Genomic DNA, 23799 nt, shown 5'->3' on the forward strand with positions numbered 1-23799 from the left:
CCGCTCGGATCAGCGCGGGACCACGGCGTAGCGTCGCGCGCGCAGCGAGGGGTTCGTCGCACGGACGCGGGCGATCGCCGCGCCGTCCACCACGCCGAGCGCCACTCCCGGCTCCGACCCGATGCCCGCGCGGACGACCCCCTGCGGGTCGACGATGCGCGAGTGCCCCACGCCGATCGGCGCCGGGTGGTCGGCGGCGATCACGAACACCGTGTTCTCGATGGCCCGCGCCGCGAGCAGGGTGGTCCAGTGCTGCTCCTTGAGCGGTCCGCGCACCCACTCCGCCGGCACCACGAGCGCCTCGGCGCCGGCGACCGCGAGAAGCCGCGACAGCTCGGGGAACCGCAGGTCGTAACAGGTCATCAGTCCGAAGCGCAGTCCGCCGACCTCGAACACCGCGGGCTCGCCGACGTCTCCCGGCTCCACCCAGTCCGACTCGGTCTGGCCGAACGCGTCGTAGAGGTGCTGCTTGCGGTAGACCGCGAGGATGCCGTCGCCGCGCACGGCGACGACCGTGTTGCGCACGCGCCCCTCGTCCGAGGCCTTCTCCGTGACGCCCGCGACGATGACGACGGCGAGCTCCGCGGCCAGACCGATCAGCCCGGTCACGAACTCGCCGTCCAGGCGCTCCGCGTTCGCCGCGAGGCGTTCGTCCATCGGATCGACGAAGTAGCTCGAGTACTCGGGGAACACGATCAGCTTCGCCCCGAGACGCGCGGCCTCCGTCACCAGCTCCGCGATCCGTTCCCGGTTGGCCTCGCGGGAATCCGTGGGGGCGAACTGGCACACGGCGACGGGCACGGCGGTGTTCTCAGACATGACGCCATCCTCTCGCACCCTCTGCCGCCGCGCTCGATTCGACGCCTCCCCGGATCCGTGATAAGTTATCTCTTGTGCCGCGGGGTGGAGCAGTTCGGTAGCTCGCCGGGCTCATAACCCGGAGGTCGCAGGTTCAAATCCTGTCCCCGCAACAAATGGAAGGCCCTCTGGCCGGGAGAAATCCCAGGCCGGAGGGCCTTTCGCATATCTAGCTTCCCCACAGACCGGCACTCTCCCCCGCGCTTCCCGCATTGTCCTCCCCCGCCCTGGATCTGGGAAGGCCCTCCGTTCGCGCACCGCCGGGGACCCACGATGGCCCGGCTCACAAACTGAGCCGAAACGGACATGGCCTGACCAGCGCTCCTCACTGCGGCACTCCATCGACGTTTCACATCGCTGAAAGGAAGAGGACATGAGAGCAGTAGTGTACGAAGGCCCGCATACGGTCAGCGTCACCGACGTACCGGACGCCCGTATCGAACGCCCCACCGACGTGCTCGTGCGCATCACCACGACGAACATCTGCGGCTCGGACCTGCACATGTACGAGGGCCGGACGAGTTTCGAGACCGGCCGATGGTTCGGCCATGAGAATCTCGGCGAGGTGATCGAGGTGGGCGAGGGCGTCGACAAGGTGAAGGTGGGCGACTACGTCGCGCTGCCCTTCAACGTCGCCTGCGGGCACTGCAAGAACTGCGAGCGGGGGTTCACCAACTACTGTCTCACCGCGCAGCCCGTCCCGGAGTGGGCGGGAGCCGCCTACGGCTTCGCCGACATGGGGCCGTGGGCCGGTGGTCAGGCAGAGCTCCTCCGGGTGCCGTGGGGCGACTTCAACTGTCTCCGCCTGGGAGAGGACGCCGAGGAGAAGCAGAACGACTACGTGATGCTCGCGGACATCTTCCCCACCGGCTATCACGCCACGGAGCTCGCCCACGTGAAGCCCGGGGACCAGACCGTGATCTACGGCGCGGGCCCCGTCGGCTACATGGCCGCATACTCCGCGATCCTCAAGGGGGCCGGAAAGGTCATGGTCGTGGACCGGCATCCCGACCGCCTGCGCAAGATCGAGGAGCTCGGCGCGATCGCCATCGACGACTCCGCGGTGGACCCCGTCGAGGCGGTCAACGAGATGACGATGGGCCTGGGAGCCGACAACGGCTGCGAATGCGTCGGCTATCAGGCCCACGATCCGAGCGGCACCGAGGACCCGACCCTCACCCTGAACCGGCTCGTGAAGTCGGTCCGGTTCACGGGTGAGATCGGCGTCGTCGGCGTGTTCATCCCGCAGGACCCCGGCGCCACGGATGAGCTGGCCAAGCAGGGCAAGCTCGCCTTCGACTTCGGGGAGTTCTGGTTCCGCGGCCAGAAGCTCGGGAGCGGTCAGTGCCCGGTGAAGAAGTACAACCGGCGGCTGCGCGACCTCATCGCCGGCGGCAAGGCGACCCCCTCCCGCGTGGTCAGTCATGATCTGCCCCTCGAAGAGGCGCCCCAGGCGTACGAGCACTTCGACAACCGGGACGACGGCTGGACGAAGGTCGTACTGCACCCGGATCGCACCTCGACGACGGCGTGACCCGGCGGGCGCGGGGTGACGAGAATGGAGACGGACGGCCGACGGGACCGGCGCTCGCCGGCGCCCGGGGCGGGACGTGCGGATCCCGGCCGCGCGGTCGCGTTCAGCGATGCGATCATCGCCATCGTCATCACGCTGCTCGTGCTCGATCTCCGACCGCCCCGGGCCGAGGAGGGCGAGCTGCTGCCCGCCCTCCTCGAGGAGTGGCCGACCTATCTGGCGTACGCCGGCTCGTACGTCTACCTCGCCGTGATCTGGCTGAACCACAAGGCCGCCTTCACCCGGATCCGGGAGATGGACCGCGGCCTGCAGTGGGCCAACCTCGGCATCCTCGCGACCCTCGCGCTCGTCCCCTGGCCCACCGCGGTGATCGCGGAGACGGCGAGGACCGGGAATCTCGCAGACGAGCGGGTCGCCGTGGCGCTCTACGCTCTCGTCGGGGCTCTCCTGTGCTCCGCGTGGCTGGTCTTCTTCTCGTACCTGGCTCGTCATCCCGACCTCACGCAGGACGACGTCGACGACTCCTACTTCGCCCACGAGCGCCCGCGCGCGCTCATCGGAGTCGCCCTGTACCTCGCCGCCGGGGTCCTCGGCGTCGCCGTACACCCGCTCGTCGCGTCGATCGTCTTCCTGCTCCTCCCGGCGTTCTACGGCTTCACGAGCCACGGTCACGACGAGGGGCCCCGGCTGTTCTCCTTGTCCCGCCGTTAGAGCGTGTCTCCGATCCCGGTGCTCGGAGGACGGTCGAGCCGTCGTCTGCGAGTATCGAGGGGTGAGCCGACCGGTCGTCATCGATGCGCGCGTCGTCGCGGAGCTCGTCGAGGAGCAGTTCCCCCGCTGGGCGCACCTGCCCGTCCGCGCCGTGGCGCGTCAGGGGTGGGACAACAGGACGTTCCGTCTGGGCGACGAGTTGTCGGTGCGGCTTCCCGTCGCCGAGCCCTATGCCGCGGCCGTGCAGAAGGAGAGCAGAGCGCTCGAGTTCCTCGACGGAAGGCTCCCCGTCGCGGTTCCCTCCGTCGTGGCGCTGGGGGAACCCGGTCGAGGTTATCCGTTGCCGTGGTCGATCCGCCGGTGGCTCGACGGCGATACCGTCGACCACGCCACGGGGATCGATCGCGTTCGCCTCGCCGCGGATCTCGGGGGCCTCCTCCGCGTCCTGAGGTCTCTCCCCGTGCACGCGGGGCGGGCCGCCGGCCGGCACTCGTTCTTCCGCGGTGCGCATCCGAGCGTCTACGGCGATGACGTCCACACCGCGCTCGAGCGCCTGGACGGCACTGTGGACGCGGAACGCTGCCGGAGCGTCTGGGTCGCCGCGACGAGCAGCGCGTGGGAGTCCGCGCCGGTCTGGTTCCACGGCGATGTCGCCGTGGGCAACCTGCTCGTCAGCAACGGCCGCCTGTCCGCGATGATCGACTTCGGCACCTGCGGCGTCGGCGATCCGGCCTGCGACCTCGTCATGGCGTGGACGTCCTTCGAAGGCGATGCGCGTGAGGCGTTCCGCGACGCCGTCGACTTGGACGCCGCGACCTGGCGACGGGCGCGCGGCTGGGCGCTCTGGAAGGCCCTGGTGACTCTGTCCGGCGAGTCAGGACCGGGTGGCGACGACAGCCGACGCGTGCTTCACGAGGTGCTGACCAGCCCGCTCTAGCCCGCGGATGCCGTCCCGCCGGTCAGCGGACGACGGCGGTGGGCGCCGCGAGCGCCGCGAGGACCTCATGGCTGATGGAGCCGAGCAGGAAGCGGGCGACCGCCCCTCGTCCGTGCGATCCGACCACGGCGAGGCTCGCGGTGGCGGCCGCACGGTTGATGACCTCCGACGGGTATCCGCGTTCGACCCGGGGCTGGAGCTCGAGATCCGGATACGTCTGGCGCAGCCCGGCGAGGGCGACGGCGAGGGTCTCCTCGGACAGCTCCTGCATGGACGAGAGGTACTGCTCGGGGTACGCCCGCGCCCCGCGCGGAAGGGGGACGGGGGTCCACACCGTCACCGGGATGAGGGGCTCGCCGAGACGATCGGCTTCGGCAGCGGCGAAGGCGACGGCGGCCTCCGAGATCGGCGACCCGTCCACCCCGACGACGACACCGCGACGGTCGCCGGTCTCGATGTCGGGGATCACCACGACGGGGCAGGAGGAGTCGGCGACGATGCGCAGTCCGTGCGCCCCGCGCCGGGGGCTGTCCGCGTCGTCCGGACGGAAGTCGCTCCCGATCACGAGGAGGTTCGCGCCGGCGGTGGTCGAGACGAGCTGTCGGACCGGGTCGCCGCGGAGCACGACGAGGTCGACGTCCAGGCCCTGATCCTTCAGCGTCTCCGCGTGCTCCTCCAGCAGACTCCGCGCCGCCGCGATCGCGGCGTCCACCACGGGGCCCTCCCCGACGGCGCCGACCGCTCCCCCGACGACGCTCGCGAGGAGCAGCGTGGCCTTCCGCGACCGGGCGCGGTGCGCGGCCCACTCCAGTGCTCGTCGTCCCGCCGACGTGTCCACCACTCCCACAACGATGCGCTCAGCCACGACACCCTCCCTGTTTCCCTCCACCCTCCCATGCCACCCCCTCCCCGCGCGACGGTCCGTCCCGGACAAAACCCTCCGTCGGCTCAGGCACTCGCGCCAGATCAGGCCTCCTCCCCAGAGGTCGCCTGAGCTCGCGAGCCCGCCTGCTACCGCGAGACCGCCTGTCCCGGCGTGCCGCACGCGGACGCAGGCATCCGCGCGGCATCAGGCCCGCGGGCAGGGTGTCGCCTGAAGAGGCGCGAGCGCCTGATGCGGCGGACGGGCTCGGGCGCATCACGAGTGGCGGGGAACGCGAGAGGGCACCCCGGTGGGGGTGCCCTCTCGGGTGCGCAGAGAGATCACTCTGCGGCGGCCTCCAGCTCCAGGAGCTTCTCGACGGCCGCGGTGAGGCGCTTGTCCGCCTCGCCGAACCTCTCCAGGTCGCCCTCGGCGAGAGCCGCCTGACGATCGAGCAGTGCCTGCTGGGCCTTCGCCAGGGCGTCGGCCTGCTCATCCGTGGGGGTCGGCGGCGTGGTCGGCGTCTCCCCGGTATCGGGGTCTGTGGTGCCCGGATCGGTGGGTTCGACCTCGTCGTCACCACCGGTCGCGCCGGAGTCGCCGCCGAACAGCGTGTCCAGCGCCTCGGTGAGCGTGTTCTCGAAGGCCACCCGGTCACCGAACGCGACGAGCACCTTCTGCAGACGCGGCAGCTGCGTCCCCTCGGACGACTGCACGTAGACCGGCTGGACGTACAGCAGACCGCCACCGACGGGCAGGGTCAGCAGGTTGCCGTAGATGACCTCGGACTCCCCCTGCTGGAGCAGGTTGAGCTGCGGCACCACGGCCGTGTCCGAGTTGTAGGTGTTCTGCACCTGACCGGGACCGGGCACCGTGGTGTCGGTGTCGATCTCGAGCATGCGCAACTGCCCGTATCCCTCGGCTTTCACGCCCTTCTCCGCGCCGGCATCGGAGTCGACGGCGAGGTAGCCCATCAGCACGTCACGGCTGCCCCCCGCGCCCTGGGAGGCGGGGATGAACGTCGAGAACATCGAGAACCGCGGTTCGTCCTGACCCGGCATCTGCATGGTCAGGTAGTACGGCGGCTGCAGCATCGCGTCGCTGCGCGGGTCGTTCGGCGTCTGCCAGCGGTTGTCCTGCTGGGCGAACGAGCCCGCCTTGTCGACGTGGTAGATGCCGAGGATGTCGCGCTGCACCTTGAACAGGTCGGTCGGGTACCGGACGTGGCTCATGAGCTCGCCGGACATCGCGCTGATCGGCTTGAGGGTGGACGGGTAGACCTTCTGCCAGGTCTTCAGGACCGGGTCCTCCTCGTCCCAGGCGTACAGCGTGACCGAGCCGTCGTAGGCGTCGACCGTGGCCTTGACCGAGTTGCGGATGTAGTTGATGTCGTCGATGGCGAGCGACGGCGTCGGCACGTTGGAGTCGGCGATCGCGTCCGACAGGCTCACGCTCGTCGAGTACGGGTAGGTCGAGCTCGTCGTGTAGCCGTCGACGATCCAGACGATACGGCCGTCCACCACGCTCGGGTACGGGTCGCTGTCGAGCTCGAGGTACGGCGCGACCTTCTGCACGCGCGTCTTCGGGTCGCGATCGTAGAGGATCTGCGAGTCGTCGTTGACGAGGTTCGAGAACAGGATCTGCTCCGACTGGAACTTGAGCGCGTAGAGCAGCTTGGTGAAGCTGTCGCCGATCTTCGGTCCGCCGTTCCCGGAGAACGTCGTCTTCGTCTCGCTCGACCCGTCCTTGCCGCGCGGGTAGTCGATCTCGACCGGGTCGGCCCCCTCCGGGGCGCCGACGATGGAGTACTCCGGGGAGTTCTCGCCGAAGTAGACCCGCGGCTCGAAGTCGCCCTGCTCGGACAGGAAGCCCGAGGTGGGGATGCCGCGCTCGAGGAAGACGGGCTCGCCGTCGGTCGTGCGCTGGTTGCCCGCCGCGGCGACGAGGCCGTAGCCGTGCGTGTAGACCGCGACGCGGTTGTTCCAGTTGTCGCCGTCGCCCAGACCTGACATGTCGAGGTCGCGGACGGAGACGACCGTGTCCTGCTTCACGCCGTCGATCTCGTAGCGGTCGACGTCCATGGTGGTCTGGAACTGGTAGTAGCCGCGGTACTGCTCGAGCTGGCGGACCGTCGGCGGGATGACCTTCGGGTCCATGATGCGGATCGATGCGGTGGTCTCGGCGTCGGCGCGGAGCTGGCCCGCCTCGGCGTCCGTCTCGGCCTCGAAGGCCGTGGTCTCCAGGTCGGCGACGCCGTAGGCCTCCTTCGTGCCTTCGATGTTCCGCTGGTAGTACTCGGCCTGATAGGCGTTCTGGTTCGGCTTGACCTGGAAGGTGGTGACCACCCACGGGTAGCCGATGCCGATGACGAGCGAGGCCACGATCAGCAGCGCGGTCGCCGCGAGCGGGAAGCGCCAGCGTCCGATGACGGCCGTGACGAAGAAGAGGATGGCCACGACCGCGGCGATGATCGCGAGGATCCCGAGGCCGGGGATGGTCGCATTCGCGCCGGTGTAGGCGGCACCGGTGATCCGGTCGTCCGGCTCCACGAGGGTCTTGTAGCGGTCCAGCCACAGGCTCGCCGCCTGCACGAGCAGGTAGAGACCGGCGATGACCGCGAGCTGGATGCGGGCCGGCTTCGAGATGCGCAGCTCGCCCTGGCCGACGCGCACCGAGCCGTAGAGGTACGACACGAGTGCGGTGACGAGAAGGCTCAGCAGCAGGACCGCCGAGACGAACGCGAGCAGGATCGAGTAGAACGGCATCGCGAACATGTAGAACCCGGTGTCGACGCCGAACTGCGGGTCGACCTCACCGGTGGCGACGCCGTTGGCCCAGAGCCACACGGTCTTCCAGTTGCCGGCTGCCGCGAACCCCGCGAAGAGGCCGAAGAAGATGGGCATGCCCCACATCGCCAGGCGGCGCAGCGGCTCGATGACCTCCTGGTAGCGGTCGAGCTGCGAGCTCAGCCGGACGTAGACCGGACGGAGCCGGTAGGCGAGCTGGATGACGACGAACAACGGAACCGCCATGCCGAGGAAGCCGATGACGAACATCACCGCCGTCGCGATCCACTGCGTGGTGAGCACGCCGGTGAACCCGACCTGGTCGAACCAGAGGAATTCGGTGTAGAGCGACGCGAAGACGAAGAACGCCGCGATGAGCGCGGCGATGATCACCAGGGAGATTCCGAGGATGCGTCGGGAGGTTCGAGGCGTGGCCGGGGGCTGGGCTGGGGTCGAGGTCACCCCTCCATCCTAGGCACCGCTCGCTGTGGGCGGGCTGTCACACCGGTCACGGCGGGGTCACGACCCGCCCCGGCTCAGGTGGCCGGGACGTCGCAGGTCGGCAGCGCGTCGACGTCGCCGTCCTCGGCGATGACCTCCAGCGCCGCGAGCGATTCGTCGAGGGTCGCGGTGCGGATGACCTGCAGGCCGTCCGGTACGTGCCCCACGACCTCGTCGCAGTTCGCCTCCGGGGCGAGGAAGTAGTCCGCGCCGGCGTCACGGGCGCCGTAGAGCTTCTGGCGGATCCCGCCGATCGGGCCGACGGTCCCCTCGGCGTCGATCGTCCCGGTGCCCGCGACCTCCTTGCCGCCGTTCAGCTCGCCCGGTGTCAGGGTGTCGATGATCCCGAGGGCGAACATCATTCCCGCGCTCGGGCCGCCGACGTTGTCGAGCTGGATGGTGACGTCGACCTCGAAGTCGTAGTCCGTGCGCAGCGTGATCCCGATGAGCCAGGTCGTCGTGCCGTCCTGCGTCTGCTCCTCCGGGGTGATCTCGACCGTCTGCTCGTCGCCGTCGCGGCGCACCGTGAGCGCGACAGGATCGCCGCCCGCCTCCTGGATGGCCTCGCGGAGCGCGGTGGCGGAGGTCACGGGTGTGCCGTCGATCGCGGTGATCACGTCGTCCGCCTGGAGCAGACCGTCGGCCGGAGACCCTTCGACCGCATCGACCACGACGACCTCGGCGCCGGTGTCGTAGCCGAGCTCGTTGAGCGCGGCGGCCGTCGCCTCGTGTTGCGAGTCGACCATGAGCATCGCGTTCCGCTCGTCCCGCTGCTCGGTGGTCACGCCCTCGGGGAACACCGCGTCCAGCGGCACGACGGCCCGCGACGCATCCATCCAGGCGAGGGCGAGCTCGAACCAGCTCGGCGTGCGCTCCCGGTTGCCGACGACCTGGACGGTCGTGAGGTCGAGCGTGCCGCCCGTCTCGTACGTCTCGGTGCCCTCCACGCTGATGAGCGGGACCTGCTCGCCGTCCGCGTTCTTCGCGGTGCCGAGGGTGTCGTACACGGGGCCCGGGCGCTGGATGACGTACGGCGAGGGGAGGAACGTGAGGACGGCGAGCGCGGCGAGCGCGACCACCAGTGCCCAGACCCCGAGTCCGAGCTTCCCTGCGCGCGGTCGTTCCACAGCAATCCTCCGTCGTTCGCGAGCGGCGTACAGCGATCTGCCCGCTTCGGGGTCGCGCACTGAAACCTGTGACTAGCGTAGATGCCACGGCTTCAGACGTGCTGAGAGGGCGAGCGACATGGCAGACAACGAACCCAACCCGGAGGACTTCCAGGAGTTCCTGCGGCGGATGCTCTCGAACCAGGGCGGCGGAGACATCGACCCCGAGGCCCTGCGCGACGCCTTCCAGGGCATGGACGGCTTCACCCTCGACCCGGCGATGATGCAGACGGTCATGGCGCAGCTCCAGGGCGCCTTCGGCGGCGATCCGTGGGAGAACTCGCTTCGCCAGGCCCTGCACATCGCGAACCGCGAGGGCCAGGGCATCGGCGACGGCTCCCGCTCGTCTCTCGCCGACTCCTTCGCGCTCGCGAACCTGTGGCTGGGCGAGGTGACCACCATCTCCGAGCTCGCCGCTCCCCCGGTGGCGATGACCCGCGGCGAGTGGGTCGAGAAGACGCTGCCGGTGTGGAAGGAGATCGCCGGTCCCGTCTCGACGAGCATCGCCGACGCCCTGACGTCCGCGCTCGACACCCAGGTCCCCGAGGAGATGCGCGGCGTCGTGCAGGGCGCAGGACGCCTGATGCGGGGCCTCGGCGGCTCCGTCTTCGCCGCCCAGTTCGGGCAGGTGCTCGGCAACCTCTCCCTGGAGGTCGTCTCCGGCGGCGACGTGGGCATCCCCGTGCTGCCCGCGGGCACGGCCGCGGTGATCCCGCAGAACCTCACGGCCTTCGGCGAGGGGCTCGAGATCCCCGAAGACCAGATCGCCCTCTACATCGCCACTCGGGAGCTCGCCTACGCCCGCCTGTACCGCCACGCCAAGTGGCTGCATCTGCACGTGATGGCGCAGATCACCGACTTCGCCCGTGGTGTCACGGTGGACGTCGACGCCCTGGAGGACGTGGCGAGCCGCCTCGACCCCTCGAACCCCGAGGAGCTACGCGCGGCGATCGAGGGCGGCGCGCTCCTCCCCACCCAGACCGAGGCGCAGCGCGAGGCCCTCGCCCGCCTGGAGAACCTCATCGCGACCATCGACGGCTGGGTCGACGTGGTCACCGCGGAGGCCACCACCCGGCTGCCCGACGGCGGCCGGATCGCCGAGGCGGCCCGCCGCCGTCGCGCGGTCGGCGGCCCGGCCGAGGACGCCTTGGGTGCGCTCGTCGGGCTCAAGCTCCGCCCGCGGCGCATCCGCGAGGCGTCCGCCATGTGGCGCGCGGTCACGGATGCCGTCGGCGTCGCCGCGCGCGACTCCCTGTGGGACTACCCCGACCTCATGCCGACCGCGGAGGACATCGACGACCCGACGGCACTCATCGCGCGTCTGCAGGCCGCCGAGCGCGGGGAGCAGCCCGAGGCCGATGAGTTCGACGAGGCTCTCGCGCGCCTGCTGGACGGCGACGACTTCTCCGGGGAGACGCCCACCGAGAGCGGCGACGACCGCGGCGACGACGACGCTCCCGAGGGCGACCGCCCGGTCTGAGCCCGGAGCATCCGTGGTCGGGGACGGCGGGTCACTCTCCCTCCCCGACTGCGGACGGCCCGCCGTTTTCTCCACCGATCCCTCGAACCGGCCTGCGGCCCCGTGCGGCTCCGCAGAATCGAGGGGTGCCGCTCTCCCCGACGATCCTGACCCGTCTCGATCCCGCGTTCCCGCTGCTCTGGCGTGACGGGACGACCCTCCAGATCGGTGACGATCCCGGCATCCGGGTGCCGGCGTCCGCTCCGTGGGTCGAACGGCTCCTCAGCCGCATGCGCAACGGTTTCCGGCGCAGCTCCTTCGACGTCATCGCGCATCGCGCCGGCGCGCCGTGGGCCGAGGCCCGACGGCTGCTGGCCGTCGTCGAACCGGCCCTGCAGGACGAGTCCGCCCGACCGCGCACGGCCCGGGTCTCCGCGCTCGGCCTCACCGACGCCCGCGCCGAGGGACGCCTGTGCGAGACGCTCGCCGACGAAGGGGTACCGCTCGCGGAGGCGGAGGCGCGGGCGTCGACGGTGGTCGCCGTCGTCCTCGTCCCCGGTGCGGCAGCCGCCGTGCAGTTCGCCCCGATGCTGCGCGCCGACCACCCGCACCTCCCGATCGCCGTCGAGCCGGGGCGGATCACCGTGGGACCGCTCGTGGTCCCCGGGCTGACGCCGTGTCTGAGCTGCCGGGATGCCGAGGACACCGCGCGGGATCCGGCCTGGCCGTTGCTCCACGGTCAGCTCGTCGGGCGCGATCCCGGACGCCTGACCCTCGCCAGGATCGCTGCCGCCGGTGCCGTCGCCGCCCGCCTGCTGGCCGCGGCCGACCCGGCCCGTATCGCCCGGATCAGCGCGGACGGCGGGATCGCGTGGCGTGCGGTGCGGTTTCGCGCAGAATGCCTGTGCCGCGAGCCGTCGTGCCCATCTCCGCCAGGAACCGCGACGGCGCCCGCTCTCCGCGCCCCGCCGAGCGCGCCCACGACAGCTCCAGCGTGCGCGCAGCCCGCGTGACCCCGACGTAGGCCAGACGCCGTTCCTCGTCGACGGCCTCGAACGTCGTCGCATAGGAGATCGGCAGAGACCCCTCCGCCCATCCGGCCAGGTACACGTGCGGCCACTCCAGGCCCTTCGCGGCATGCAACGTGGACAGCGTCACCGTCCGCATCGTCGGCTCGTGCTGATCCTTCGCGCGGGCCATGAGCTCGTCGCTGAAGGACCGCAGGGTCGTGTCCGGCCCGGCCTCCTCCGCGAGCCGCAGGATCGCGCGTCGCGCCTCCCAGCCGTCGCGCTGGGCTCCCCCGGCCGCCGGCGGCTCCTCGGTGAGACCGAGTTCGCGGAGAACCCGCCGCACTCCGGGCAGGAATCCGTGCTCGGTCGGCGCCACCGCGGCCGCGCGGAGAGCGAGGATCGCCTGGCGTACCTCCGGCATGGCGAAGAACCGCGTGCCGCCGAGCACCGAGGTGGCGATCCCCTCGGCGGCGAGCGCCTGCTGGATCACCGCGGACTGTGCATGGGCCCGATACAGCACGGCGATCTCCGCCGGGGACGCGCCCCCCGCGATGCGCGCGGCGACGCCGGCGGCGATGCCTGCGGCCTCCTCGGCCTCCGTGTCGTATGCCGTGACCGTCGGCGGTTCCGCCGTGAACTGCTCCCGGGCGGGGACGAGCTCCAGCGCCCCCGGGCGGCCGTGCATCAAGGCGTTCGCCGCCGTCAGGATGGGGGCCTGAGACCGGTAGTTCGTCTCCAGCCGGACGACCGTCGCGTCCGGATGCCGCCGCTCGAACTCGAGGAGGAAGCGCTGCTCCGCCCCGGCGAACGAGTAGATCGTCTGGCTGGCGTCGCCGACCACGCAGATGTCGTGACGATCGCCCAGCCAGAGCTCCAGGAGCCGATTCTGGAGCGGGGACACGTCCTGGAACTCGTCGACGGTGAAGTGCCGGTACTGCTCGTGGACCGCGGCCGCGACCCGGGGCTCGGTCTCCAGCATCCCCGCGCAGGCGAGCAGCACGTCCTCGAAGTCGAGTTGATGGCGCTCGTCCTTCAGCGCCTCGTAGCCGCGCATCAGCTCCACCAGCTGGGTGGGGTCGATCCCGCTGATCGGACGACCGAGTCCGGCGTAGCGGTCGATCGAGATCATCGACACCTTCCGCCACTCGATCTCCGAGGCGATGTCGCGCAGTGTCGCCGTGCTCGGGCGCAGGCGGATGGCATCGGCGGCCTGGCCCAGCATGCGCACCTTGTTGTCGATGATCGACGGCGCAGGCGCCCCCGCCAGCGTCGGCCAGAAGAAGTTGAGCTGCGCGAGGGCGGCCGCGTGGAACGTGCGGGCGGCCACGCCCTCGACCCCGAGTGCGCGCAGGCGGCCGCGGAGCTCGCCGGCAGCCTTCGCCGTGAACGTCACCGCCATCACGCGCGACGGCGAGTAGGCGCCGGTGTCCACCCCGTGGGCGATGCGGTGGGTGATGACCCTGGTCTTGCCCGTTCCGGCCCCCGCGAGCACCGCCACCGGGCCCCGCAGGACCGAGGCCGCCGCTCGCTGCCGCTCGTCGAGGGCATCGAGTGCGCTCACGGGCGCTCCTCGAACCAGTCGACGATGAGGGCCCGGGCGATCGAGGCCGGACCCGGCAACCCGACGGGACCGTTCCCGGCGAGCGCGGAGCCGATCTCCGCCCGCGTGAACCACCGGACGTCGATGATCTCCTCGCCGTCCGGACGCGCCGCCGCGTCGTCCTCCACGACCGCCCGGAAGCCGATCATGAGCGACCGCGGGAACGGCCACGGCTGGGAGGAGACGTAGCGGAGCGCCGACAGCCGTACGCCGGACTCCTCCTCGATCTCCCGGTGCACCGTGGCTTCGAGGGATTCGCCCGCCTCCGTGAAACCCGCGAAGCAGGAGTACATGCGTCCACCCCAGTTGGCGTTGGCGCCGAGCAGCAGCCGCTCACCGTCCGCGCTCTCCACGGCGACGATCACGGCAGGATCGGTCCGCGGGAAGTGCTCGCGTCCGCACACCAGGCACCGCCGAGACCAGCCCGCGTTGCGCAGCTCCGTCCCTCCGCCGCAGGTGGGGCAGAACGGGGCGTCGCGGAGCCAGCCGGCCAGGGCGACCGCGGCGACCAGGACTTCGGACTCCCCCGCGTCCAGGCGTCCGCCGAGGTCGCGGAGCCCGAGCCAGATCTCGTCGGGCGCCGTGTCGAGGGCATCGGTCTCCGGCGGGAGCGCGGCGAGCAGGAGCGCCGCGCCGTCGGCATCCCGGCCGAGCAGCGCCCACGTCCCGTCCGCGACCTCGTCCGACGAGACACGCAGCAGCGCGGAGGCCGCCACGCGCACACGTCCCTCCCGGACGACGACGACGCGCGAGCCCGCGTCGTCACGCAGACGCTCGAGCACGCCCTCCTCCTCACGGAGTTCGGCGGCGCGGTCGAAGAACGGGCGCGGAATGCTCATCGACTCCCCCTTTCACGGGCGTGGCGGAGGCGGGACCGCCCCTGAGCCGACCTACCCTGGGGGCATGGGACGCTCTCCATTCACTCTAGCCGCGGCGGTGACGGCCGCACTTCCCGGCGCGGAGGTCACGGGCACCCGGGCGCTCACCGCGGACGGCGACGGGCGCTTCGACTCCGCCGTCGCCTCGCTCGCCGACGGCCGGGAGCTCGCGATCCGCGTGGCGGACGACGACGACGCGGCGCGGGAACTGGCGGCTGAGGCCCTGGCGCTGCGCGCCCTCACCGACGGCGCGCGTGCCATGCTGCCGTTCCGCGCCCCCGGCTACATCGGCGAGACCCGGGTGGGCGAAGGGCGCGCGCTCGTGACCGAGCTGCTCCCCGGCTTCCAGATCGAGGCGTCGATGGTCCCCGCCGGACGCGGCGCCGCGGAGTCCATGGGAGCCGCGATCGCCGCCGTGCACGCGCTGCCGACGTCGGTGGTCCGCGGTGCCGGACTCGTGATGCGCAGCGCCGAGGAGAGTCGCGCCGAGCTGGAGCGTCTCGTCGACACCGCGGCCGCCACCGGACGCGTCCCCGCCCGCCTCACGGTGCGGTGGCGGGATGCCGTCGCCGACGACGACCTCTGGCGCTTCGAGTCGACGGTCGTGCTCGGTGGCGCGCAGGCCACGTCGTTCCTCTTCGACGATCATCCCGAGCGCGGTCCTGAGGTCACCGGCGTGATCGGCTGGCACGGTCTCGCCGTCGGCGATCCGGCGCTCGACCTGTCCTGGCTGTCGGCCGCCCCCGACGCCGCGCCCGACGTTCACGGCGCCTACGCCCGTGCCATGGACCGCACTCCCGATGCCGGACTCGAGGTCCGGGCGCGTCTGCTCGCCGAGCTGGAGTTCGCGCGCTGGCTCGTCCACGGCGACGCGCTGCGGCGCGACGACATCGTCGAGGACGCCTCGGCGCTGCTCGAGGCTCTCGCCGACGGACTGCGCCACGACGACCTCGGTGCGCCCGGCGAGCGGCGCTCGGACGTGGACTCCGCCATGGACGCGCTCGACCGCGTGCCGGTGGCGGCGGCTCCCGAGGTGGACACCTCGATGCAGACCGACGCGTACAACCCCGAAGAGCTCTGGGCGGCGGAGACGGACGACGCCGATCGCGACACCCCGGCCACCGCGGCGGCTGCGGGCGGGCCGGAGGACGCGCCGACGCCGCCCGAAGCGGAACGCCGTGCCGCGGTGGCGAGCATCGAGACCGAGGACCTCTCCGGCGTCGCACACGCGTTCGCCGAGACGCGAGGGGGCGGACGAAGCGAGTCCCCCGCCTTCACCGCGCCCTCGGCAGCGGACGACGACGACTCCGAAGAGGCTCAGCGCGCGGCGCGGGCGGCGCTCCAGCGCTGGAAGAGCTCCTCCTCGGAGTAGACGCGGTCGCCGCGGATGACGAGGTCGTCGGCCACGTAGTACAGCGCCACGTCGATCTCCTCGAGCGGGACGCCGAAGCGCCGGTGGTACGCGAGCCGGTAGAGGGCCAGCTGCAGCATCCGCTCCTCGCGCTCCTGCGGCGTGCGCGGCGCCCGCCCGGTCTTCCAGTCGACGATCTCGATCCGCCCGCCGCGATCGGCGCGTCGGTACACCGCGTCGAGCTTGCAGATGACGATGTGGGCGTCCCCGGCCTCGGGACGCGCTCCCGGGACCCCCGCTCCCAGCGCGAAGTCGATCTCGATCTCCACGGCGAGGGGCTGCAACGGCCCCCACTCGCTCCGCTCGAAGGTCTCCTGCAGCGCCGCGAGGTCAGCCGCGTCGGCGGCGGCGCCCGATGCCGACGCACCGGGCGCACCGTCACCCTCGGGCTCGTCCTCGTCGATCTCCCAGAGCGCCTCGTCGACCCGGGTGCCGACACCGACGATTTCGGAGCGCTGCTCCACCCACGCGTGAAACAGGGTCCCCAGACGGGTCTGGCGGTACGGGCGCTCCGGCATCGGGCGCACGAGCGAGGACAGGGTGCCGGTGTAGTCGGTGACGTAGTCCTTGAACCGGGAGGCGGGCACGCGGGTCGGGGCCTCCGCGTCCGTCCCGCGCTGGCGGGCCGTGCGCTCGTCCAGAAGCCGGCGCAGCTCCTCCGTCGGCACGACCGCGTCGTCATCCAGGGCCTCGTCGACCATCGCGGCCGCGGCGCTCACCACGGCGCGCCGCCCCCCGAGCGGATCGAGCGGCCAGTGCAGCGTGGCGCCGGGGCCGTCGTACGGGTTCTCGTCCGGATCGACCGGCGGGATCTCGTCGAGGCCGAGGACGTCGATGGCCTCCGCGAGGTAGGGGCTCGGTGTGCGCGGCGCCTTCTGGCCCGCCCAGTGCGCCCCGCTGAGCAGCAGATCGCTCTTCGCACGGGTGATCGCCACGTAGGCGAGACGGCGCTCCTCCTGCCGCTGGTACTCCCGGTAGGCGTCCTTGAACCGCTTGAGCGCGCCGCCGTGCGGGTTCGCCTTCGTCGCGCCGCCCGACAGCGACGCCTGGGCGAGCTTCTGCCGCTTGGCGGGGTCGGTCTCGCCCTCCATCGCCTCCTCCGGATCCCAGACGAAGCGCGGAAGCGCGTCGCGGTCTCCGCGCAGCGCGAAGGGCACGACGCCGAACCCGAACCACCCGGAGGTGTCGGACACCCGCCCCGGCAGCTCGTCGACGACGAGGCGCACGACGGCGACGGCATCCCACTCCAGGCCCTTCGACCCGTGGATCGTGAGCAGCTGCACGACGCCGGCCTCCGGGGGCTCCGGACGGGGCATGAGCTCGTCGGTGCTCTCCGCCTTGTCGAGCCAGGCCAGCAGGCTGCCGATGGTGCCGCGTTCGTCGGCGGCGAGGAACGCCCGCACCTCGTCGGCGAACGCCCGCAACTGGGTGGCCGCGACCCGCGCAGGTCCTCGGGTCTCGTTGGCGGCGAGCTCGATGTCCAACCGCAGCTCCAGCTCGATGAGTCGGATGAGCTCCGGGATGGGCTGGGACGATGCGCGACGCAGGCGTTCCAGCATCTCCCCCGCGGACCGGATCCGGGCGCGCCCCTCCGGGGTGATGCCCTCCAGCAGGCGATAGTCGTCGCGCACCGCGCGCACGATGTCGACCGCGTCCACGATGGAGACGGCCTCGTCGGCGCCACGGGAGGAGCGCAGCCGCGCCCGCACCTCCTCGGGGAGGGGCATGAGGGCGGTGTCGCGCTCCGCGATCGCCCGTCCCAGCTCGTAGAGCGCGGCCATATCCGCCACCCCGACCCCGAAGCGGGGGCCGGTGAGGAGCCGGATCAGCGCCGAGCCGGCCGTCGGATCGTGCACCACCCGTAGCGTCGAGACCACGTCGACGACCTCGGGCGTGGCGAGGAGTCCGCCCAGTCCGAGGATGCGGTGCGGAATCCCCCGCGCAGCGAGCGCGCCGGCGAAGGTCTGCATGTGGCGCTTGGACCGGAACAGGATCGCGCCGGTGTGCGGGGATGTCGAGGTCTCGTCATGGGCGGCGCGACGCTCGGCGAACCAGGCCGCCACCTCGGCGGCCTCGTCATCGACGGTGAACGGGTAGCGCACGGCGACCGTGCCCTCCCCCGCGCCCGGCCGCGGCTCCAGCGGCGGGACGTCGAGTCCCGGACGCTGGAGCGGCTCGAGGACCCGGTTGGCGACGTCGAGGATGCCCCGGTCGTTGCGCCAGCTCGTCATGAGGCTGTAGGTGCGCACGTCGCCCGTGCTCGAGAAGGACCGGGGGAACGCGTAGAGGTTGTCGGCGCTGGCCCCGCGCCAGCCGTAGATCGACTGATGCGGATCGCCGACGGCCATCACGGCCGTGTCGCGGAACAGCTCCGCGAGGAAGCGGGTCTGGATCACGGAGGTGTCCTGGTACTCGTCCAGCAGCACGACGCGGTGCTGTTCGCGGAGCTCGGCGCGGACGTCCGGGGCCGATTCGACGATGTCGTACGCGCCGGACACCTGGTCGGCGAAGTCGAGCACCCCGCGCCGGTCCTTCTCGGCGATGTAGTCGCGGACGAGCCGGCTCAGGGTCGACAGGCTCCGGAGGTTGACCGCCGCCTTCTCGACGTCGGCGTGCGCGCGGTAGGGCTCGAACGCCACGGCCTGCGCCGCGGCGAGACGCTCCGCCTCGGCGAGGTCGACCCGATGGTCGAGAGCCTCGCCGGCGAGCCGCTGCACGGCGTCGATCACCGTTCCCAGGGCGTAGTCGACCTCTTCCAGCTCCGGGAGGTCGCTGCGGAGCACGACCTCGCGCGCCAGCATCCAGGACGCCGCCTGGCTGAGCATCGCCACATCGGGGTCCCGACCGATGCGCGCGGCGTGCTCGCGGACGATGCCGTCGGCGAAGGCGTTGTAGGTCGAGACGCGGGGGCGGATCAGGAGGTCGTCGGCGGTGCGGACCGCGGCGGACTCCCCGCCCGTGCCGTAGTGCCGGGCGAGGTCGTCGAGGACGTGAGCGCGCACGAGCTCCCGCTGCCGCCCCGGCGCGGCCTCCGCCACCCGGCGCAGCGCCTCTCCGGCGACGATCTCCGGGAGATGCGGGAGTAGGCCCCGCCGCCCGTACTCGTCGACGACGGCGAGACGGGCGCCGATGCGCTCCGCCAGCTCCCCCGCCGCCTTGCGGGTGAAGGTGAGGCCGAGGACCTCGTCCCGGCGGACGAGCCCGTTCGCGACGAGCCAGACCACCCGGGCCGACATGGTCTCCGTCTTGCCGCTGCCCGCCCCGGCGACCACGAGGGCGGGCTCGAGCGGGGCCTCGATCACCTGCTGCTGGGCGGGCGTCGGAGTCGGGAGTCCGAGCGCGGCGGCGATGTCGGTCGCCGAGAGCACGGCGTCCGGGGTTCCTGCGGTCATGCGCTCACCGCCGGCACGGTGTGGATACGGCACGGATGCACCCGGCGCTGGGTGTCGGCGCAGTGCGCCTCGACCTGGGCCGTGAAGCTCGCCGCCGACATGCCGCGGGCGACCTCCGCGACCCGGTGCAGGAACTGCGACCGGGCCTCGGCGTCCAGCGCGTGCTGGTGGGCGATGCGGTAGTCGCTCTTGGCCAGGGTCTTCGAGACGATCACGAGACGCGCACCGCCGAGCGAGCCGGGCGCGGCCCCCGGCACGAGGCCCTCCTGCACCGCGATCTGATAGGCCGCGAGCTGCGCGTGAGCGACCACGCCGCCATCCGACTCCGGATCGGTCTTCCCGGTCTTGAGGTCGACGACCACCGTGGTCCCCTCCGGCCCTCCGGCCATCGACTGCCAGCCGCGGCCGCGGGCAGGGCCGTGCTCGCCCGCCCCTGGCGGGTACGCCTCGACCCGGTCGATGTAGCCGTGCACGATGGCGCGGTGGCCGCGGTCCTCGCCCACCGGATGCACGGTCGGCTCGGCGGTCTCGCCGGACACGTCGACGGCGAACCGGAACTCCACCTCGCTGCCGAGGACACGCCCGCCGTCTCTTCGCACCTCGCCGAGGTAGCTGTGCAGCCGGTCGACGAACAGGTCGGCGCGGCGCCGCTCCTTGCGACCGATCCAGGCCGTCTCGAAGTCGAGCTCCGGCCAGTGCTCCTCGACGATCTCCCGCATGCGCGCGAGGTCGCCGTCCGGCACGCGTTCCATCGCCTCGTGGACGATCGTGCCGATACCGGCCGTCGGCGGCAGGACGGTGTCGCCCCCGAGCGCCGAGACGACCCAGTTGAGCCCGCACTCCTCGTACGACTCCACGGCCGAGGGCGACACGCGCGCTCCGGCAGCGGCGAGATCGCGCAGCGGCGCCGCCGTCGACGGCGCCGTGACGCCGTACCACTCGTGCGGGTGCGCCCCCGGCACCCCCTCCCGGGCGAGGACGGCGAGCTGGGCGGCCGCCTCGCGCCGCGCGGATTCGGCGGGCGTCGTGGTGAGCACCCGACGGTACCGCGCGACCAGCCCGCGCAGCGTGAGCGGGTGCTCCGCGGAGGCATGGCGCTCCGGCGGCTCCGGCGGCGGAAGGAAACCGAAGAAGGCGCTGGGCGAGAGATCGTCGTCGTCCACGGCGGTGATGAGCAGCCGACGGCGGGCCCGGGAGATCGCCCGCACGAACAGGCGCAGCTCGTCGTGCAGCGCGGCGCGACGCCGGTCGAGGACGCCGGGCACCTCCACCGGCAGGCCGGAGCGCGCCGCGATCAGCGCGTCGGCGAGCCGCCAGGTCTGGAGCAGCCCGCCCCGCAGCCGCACGTTGGGCCAGACGCCGTCCTGGACCCCCGCGACGACCACGGCGTCGAACTCCGTGCCGAGCGCGGTGGCCGGCGTGAGCAGCGTGACCGTTCCCGGGCGCTCAGGCGACGACAGCGTGTCCTCCGGCACCTCGCTGTCGAGGATGTCGCGCACGAAGACCTCCGGGCGCTCGTTCGGGGTGCGCTCGACGAAGCGCTTGGCCGCGTCGAAGAGGGCCACGAGGGCGTCGAGCGACCGCGCCGTCTCGGCGCCGGTGGGCAGCAGTGAGATCTCCCGCCACGCGACCTGCAGCCGCCGCCCGTCGACGGCCCTGGCCTGCTCCCAGATGCGCCAGAGGAGGTCATGGATCGTCTCGCCCTCCGCCGCGGCACGGGCGACGCCCGCCACGGTCTCGGCGAAGCGCTCGGCGGTCCGCGATTCCGGTGCGTCGATGAGCGTGAGGGTGGCCGGCGCCGACATCGCCGCGCGCAGGAGCTCGCGCGCCGGCGTCGACCCGCCCTGCCCGAGTTCGAGGTGGCGGAGCCGCGCGCGCAGCCGGCGGAGCGCGATCGCGTCCATGCCGCCGAACGGTGTGCGCAGCGCCTCCTCCCAGGCCTGCACCGTGCGCTCCTCGTCCGGGGTCAACGCGAGCCGCACGATGCCGACGATGTCGCGCACGATCCCCTCGCTGCCGAGCGGGCGCTGCACCCCCGCGGCCCTCGTCGGGATCTCGCGCGCGGCGAGCTCGGTCTCCAGCGCCGTCACCTGACGGGTGTCATGGGCGATGACCGCCATCCGGTCCCACGGGACCCCCGCGCGGAGATGCCAGTCGCGCATGACCCCGGCGATGCGGTCGAACTCCTCGTAGGGCGACGGTGCGAGGAAGGTCGACACCTCGGCCTCGTCGTCCCCCGTCGCCGGTGCCGGCGCCCGCCGGTGCTCGACCCGTCCGGACACGCCGATCGCCTGCGTCACCGTGCGCGTCAGCGCGGTCAGCAACGGGCGCTGGCGATGGGCGCCGTCGAGCACGTGCACGGTGCCGAGTGCGCCGGCGAGCTGGGCGAACAGCTCGGGGCTGGCGCCGCGGAAGGCACCGGAGGAGATGTCGGGATCGCCGAACGCCTGCACCGCGATGCCCCGCTCCAAGAGCGCCCGCACCACGCCGATCCCGCCGCGCGTCAGCTCCTGGGCGTCGTCGATGAGCACCACGCGCAGCGGTGCCAGCGCTCCGAGCGTCGCGGCGTCCGCCGTGCGGAGGATCCCCGCCGCCTCACCGAGGAGGTCGGCGGCGTCGCGGTGGGCGGACCGCAGGGCGTCGAGCACGGTGCGATACTCCTCCACGAAGTCGGCGGCCGCCGTCCAGACCGCATCGCCGGTGGCACGCAGTTCCGCCGGGCTCGCCCCCAGCTCCGTGCACTCCGCGAGGAAGGCGCGGAGCCCGGAGCGGAAGCCCTTCGACGCGCGGACGGGTTCGCTGAGCGCCGGGGGCCAGGGGATCCGGCCGTCTTCGGCGTCGCCCGCTAGCAGCTCGGCGATCAGGCGATCCTGGTCGGCGCCGGTGAGCAGCGCCGGAGGCGCGGCCCCCTCCCGGACCATCGCGCCGCGCACCAGCTGGAACGCGAACGACCCGAGCGATCGGGCCAGTGGTCCCGGCGTCGCCTGGCCGATGCGCACGCCGATGCGGTCCCGCAGCGCGGTGGCTGCCTGCCGGCTCGGGGTGAGCGCCAGCACCTCCTCCGGCCGCAGTCCCTCGACCTCGAGGAGCTGCACGACCCGGTCGACGAGCGTGCGCGTCTTGCCGGTGCCGGGGGCGCCGATCACGACGCCGGACGCGGTCGGCGGCGCCGTGATCACGGCTCGCTGGGCGGCATCCGACATCATCCCTCCACGCTATCGGGAGGCGCGGACATCGGCGTCGAGGGCGAGGCCCGTCACCGGTTGTGCGCTCAGGGCGAAACGACCGCCGTCACCGGTCTCCGCCGCCGGCCGCGCGATAGAGTTGGGCGAGTCCGACGACCTGCAAGGAGCACCCGTGGAAATCCGCATCGGCATCATCAACACCGGCCGCGAGCTGAGCTTCGACACCGCTGCCACGGCGGACGAGGTCCGCACCCAGGTCTCCGCGGCACTCGAGCAGAGCGCCTCGCACCTGAGCTTCGCCGATGTGAAGGGCAACTCCTACATCGTGCCGACCGCGAACCTCGCCTACATCGAGCTGGGCACCGAGGAGTCGCGTCGCGTGGGCTTCGTCGCCTGACCCGCGCATGTACATCCTCCTCGCCCTCGTCGGCGCGTGCGTGCTCGGCATCGCCGCGCACTTCCTGATCGGCGGTCGCGAGCTGCGGGGCGTCGCCCTCGCCCCGGCGATCGCGACGGCCGTCTCGGCGATCGTCTACACGAGCCTGCAATGGGCCGGCGTGGGCGAGGAAAGCGTCTGGCTGTGGCTCGCGAGCATCCTCGGAGCGGTGGTCGTCGCGGCGCTGGCGACCGCGGCTCTCACCGCCGCCCGTCGACGCGGTGACGCGCAGACGAAGGCCGCCCTCGGGATCTGACCTACGACGCGAGCCCCATCGCATCCATGCGACGGGCGTGCGCTCCCATGAGCTCGGTGTACACGGGCTCGATGCGCGCCTCCTCCACGGCGAGGAGCTCCGGCCGCAGGGCCGCACGGCAGACGAGGATCGTGTCGCCCACGAGACGTCGTGCCCACATGGAGAGCAGTGAGCGCCACTCCTCATCGCTCTCGATGGTCTCCTGGATGATCGCGACGATCTCGTGGCGCGCGTCGTCCTCGCGCAGGATCTCGGCGACCCGGCGGCCCGTCTCGCCGTAGCTCGACGCCAGTGCGAGGTAGAAGTCGTCGAGCATGCCCGCCGTGATGTAGACCGCCAAGAGCGTCTCGCGCGGCCGCGCCCCGATCGTCTTGCGCCGGAACGCGTCCAGGTGCTCGCGGAAGGGCAGCATGAGCTGTGTCGGGTCCTCTCCGCGCGCCGCGATGAGATCGACGATGCCGCGATGCTTGGTGAGCGCGGCACCGGCGGCCCGCGACAGCGACTCTTTCTCGGCGAGCTCCGGAGTCGCCCGGATGAGCCGCGTCAGCGTCTCGAAGTAGCCGAGCTGGAGGTAGGCCGCCTGGCCGAGGAAGCGGTTGAGCTCGGGCGCCAGCTCCGCGAAGTCGACACGGGTCGCATCGCTCTGCTCGCCGCGGCTGCGCAGCGCCAGGGTGCGTCGCGGCGCGGCATCGCGCTGCCAGAACCACTTAACCACGAGGTGTTCCTCCCGAGTCGGCCACGTCGTTCACAATACTCGGGACGCGGCTTCCTCCCTGCCCCGCGCCGCCCCTCCGGTAGGCTGGGCGTGTCCCCGCCG

At 72.1% G+C, this 23799-nt stretch carries 16 protein-coding genes and 1 tRNA gene; 8 read left to right on the forward strand and 9 right to left on the reverse strand.

The window, feature by feature from the left end:
- Positions 1 to 9: 9 nt before the first annotated feature.
- A complete protein-coding gene (locus ACIQID_RS05275; protein ID WP_400282618.1) occupies positions 10 to 819 on the reverse strand; it encodes a carbon-nitrogen hydrolase family protein in 810 nt (269 codons plus the stop codon).
- A gap of 78 nt (positions 820 to 897) precedes the next feature.
- Here ACIQID_RS05275 and ACIQID_RS05280 point away from each other — a divergent pair.
- From ACIQID_RS05280 to ACIQID_RS05295, 4 genes are all read left to right on the forward strand, one after another.
- Positions 898 to 971: transfer RNA gene (locus ACIQID_RS05280), tRNA-Met, on the forward strand.
- Positions 972 to 1231: 260 nt separating this feature from the next.
- On the forward strand, positions 1232 to 2392 hold the full coding sequence (locus ACIQID_RS05285; RefSeq protein WP_400282621.1) for a glutathione-independent formaldehyde dehydrogenase: 1161 nt from the start codon (positions 1232 to 1234) through the stop codon (positions 2390 to 2392).
- A gap of 24 nt (positions 2393 to 2416) precedes the next feature.
- On the forward strand, positions 2417 to 3103 hold the full coding sequence (locus ACIQID_RS05290; RefSeq protein WP_400285663.1) for a TMEM175 family protein: 687 nt from the start codon (positions 2417 to 2419) through the stop codon (positions 3101 to 3103).
- A 61-nt stretch (positions 3104 to 3164) separates the two neighbouring features.
- Positions 3165 to 4040 (forward strand): aminoglycoside phosphotransferase family protein, encoded by an 876-nt coding sequence (locus ACIQID_RS05295; protein ID WP_400282624.1) that lies wholly within the window; start codon positions 3165 to 3167, stop codon positions 4038 to 4040.
- A 22-nt stretch (positions 4041 to 4062) separates the two neighbouring features.
- Here ACIQID_RS05295 and ACIQID_RS05300 read toward each other — a convergent pair whose 3' ends face one another.
- From ACIQID_RS05300 to ACIQID_RS05310, 3 genes are all read right to left on the reverse strand, one after another.
- Complete coding sequence (locus tag ACIQID_RS05300) at positions 4063 to 4905, reverse strand: universal stress protein (protein WP_312673156.1); 843 nt, start codon at positions 4903 to 4905, stop codon at positions 4063 to 4065.
- Between the two features lie 338 nt (positions 4906 to 5243).
- The gene (locus ACIQID_RS05305; RefSeq protein WP_400282627.1) at positions 5244 to 8150 is read right to left on the reverse strand and encodes a UPF0182 family protein; all 2907 of its coding nucleotides are present in this window, start codon (positions 8148 to 8150) and stop codon (positions 5244 to 5246) included.
- 74 nt (positions 8151 to 8224) lie between these two features.
- Positions 8225 to 9316 (reverse strand): PDZ domain-containing protein, encoded by a 1092-nt coding sequence (locus ACIQID_RS05310; RefSeq protein WP_085607056.1) that lies wholly within the window; start codon positions 9314 to 9316, stop codon positions 8225 to 8227.
- Between the two features lie 118 nt (positions 9317 to 9434).
- Between ACIQID_RS05310 and ACIQID_RS05315 the strand changes: the two genes are divergently transcribed.
- Positions 9435 to 10835 (forward strand): zinc-dependent metalloprotease, encoded by a 1401-nt coding sequence (locus ACIQID_RS05315; protein WP_400282631.1) that lies wholly within the window; start codon positions 9435 to 9437, stop codon positions 10833 to 10835.
- Between the two features lie 828 nt (positions 10836 to 11663).
- On the opposite strand, the gene ACIQID_RS05320 is transcribed toward ACIQID_RS05315, so the two are convergent.
- Both ACIQID_RS05320 and nudC read right to left on the reverse strand, forming a co-directional pair.
- Positions 11664 to 13385 carry an ATP-dependent helicase gene (locus ACIQID_RS05320; RefSeq protein ID WP_331202562.1) on the reverse strand — a complete coding sequence of 574 codons (1722 nt, stop codon included), beginning with the start codon at positions 13383 to 13385 and terminating at the stop codon, positions 11664 to 11666.
- Positions 13382 to 14263, reverse strand: a complete 882-nt coding sequence (nudC, locus tag ACIQID_RS05325; RefSeq protein WP_400282635.1) for an NAD(+) diphosphatase — start codon at positions 14261 to 14263, stop codon at positions 13382 to 13384. The genes ACIQID_RS05320 and nudC overlap by 4 nt, the downstream gene beginning before the upstream one ends.
- Before the next feature lie 64 nt (positions 14264 to 14327).
- On the opposite strand from nudC, the gene ACIQID_RS05330 reads away from it, so the two are divergent.
- Entirely contained in the window at positions 14328 to 15674 is a 1347-nt protein-coding gene (locus tag ACIQID_RS05330) for a hypothetical protein (protein ID WP_400282638.1), read from the forward strand.
- Here ACIQID_RS05330 and ACIQID_RS05335 read toward each other — a convergent pair.
- Positions 15620 to 19105, reverse strand: coding sequence for a UvrD-helicase domain-containing protein (locus tag ACIQID_RS05335; protein WP_400282641.1), 3486 nt, complete (start codon positions 19103 to 19105; stop codon positions 15620 to 15622). The genes ACIQID_RS05330 and ACIQID_RS05335 overlap by 55 nt on opposite strands.
- The gene (locus tag ACIQID_RS05340) at positions 19102 to 22311 is read right to left on the reverse strand and encodes an ATP-dependent helicase (protein WP_400282644.1); all 3210 of its coding nucleotides are present in this window, start codon (positions 22309 to 22311) and stop codon (positions 19102 to 19104) included. The genes ACIQID_RS05335 and ACIQID_RS05340 overlap by 4 nt, the downstream gene beginning before the upstream one ends.
- A 151-nt stretch (positions 22312 to 22462) precedes the next feature.
- On the opposite strand from ACIQID_RS05340, the gene ACIQID_RS05345 reads away from it, so the two are divergent.
- Both ACIQID_RS05345 and ACIQID_RS05350 read left to right on the forward strand, forming a co-directional pair.
- A complete protein-coding gene (locus ACIQID_RS05345) occupies positions 22463 to 22687 on the forward strand; it encodes a DUF3107 domain-containing protein (RefSeq protein ID WP_025102974.1) in 225 nt (74 codons plus the stop codon).
- 7 nt (positions 22688 to 22694) lie between these two features.
- On the forward strand, positions 22695 to 22982 hold the full coding sequence (locus ACIQID_RS05350) for a hypothetical protein (RefSeq protein WP_312673173.1): 288 nt from the start codon (positions 22695 to 22697) through the stop codon (positions 22980 to 22982).
- Position 22983: 1 nt separating this feature from the next.
- Here the strand turns inward: ACIQID_RS05350 and ACIQID_RS05355 are convergent, their stop codons facing one another.
- Positions 22984 to 23697, reverse strand: a complete 714-nt coding sequence (locus ACIQID_RS05355; RefSeq protein ID WP_312673174.1) for a ferritin-like fold-containing protein — start codon at positions 23695 to 23697, stop codon at positions 22984 to 22986.
- Positions 23698 to 23799: the final 102 nt, after the last annotated feature.

The sequence above is a fragment of the Microbacterium sp. NPDC091676 genome, from assembly GCF_044756645.1.
In the GTDB taxonomy this organism is placed as follows: Bacteria; Actinomycetota; Actinomycetes; order Actinomycetales; family Microbacteriaceae; genus Microbacterium; species Microbacterium paraoxydans_D.

Bases quoted from the DNA above. Each gene is read 5' to 3' on its own strand.
- ACIQID_RS05275 (WP_400282618.1), bottom strand. From the start codon at position 819: ATGTCTGAGAACACCGCCGTGCCCGTCGCCGTGTGCCAGTTCGCCCCC.
- ACIQID_RS05285 (WP_400282621.1), top strand. From the start codon at position 1,232: ATGAGAGCAGTAGTGTACGAAGGCCCGCATACGGTCAGCGTCACCGAC.
- ACIQID_RS05290 (WP_400285663.1), top strand. From the start codon at position 2,417: ATGGAGACGGACGGCCGACGGGACCGGCGCTCGCCGGCGCCCGGGGCG.
- ACIQID_RS05315 (WP_400282631.1), top strand. From the start codon at position 9,435: ATGGCAGACAACGAACCCAACCCGGAGGACTTCCAGGAGTTCCTGCGG.
- nudC (WP_400282635.1), bottom strand. From the start codon at position 14,263: ATGAGCATTCCGCGCCCGTTCTTCGACCGCGCCGCCGAACTCCGTGAG.
- ACIQID_RS05330 (WP_400282638.1), top strand. From the start codon at position 14,328: ATGGGACGCTCTCCATTCACTCTAGCCGCGGCGGTGACGGCCGCACTT.
- ACIQID_RS05335 (WP_400282641.1), bottom strand. From the start codon at position 19,105: ATGACCGCAGGAACCCCGGACGCCGTGCTCTCGGCGACCGACATCGCC.
- ACIQID_RS05340 (WP_400282644.1), bottom strand. From the start codon at position 22,311: ATGATGTCGGATGCCGCCCAGCGAGCCGTGATCACGGCGCCGCCGACC.
- ACIQID_RS05350 (WP_312673173.1), top strand. From the start codon at position 22,695: ATGTACATCCTCCTCGCCCTCGTCGGCGCGTGCGTGCTCGGCATCGCC.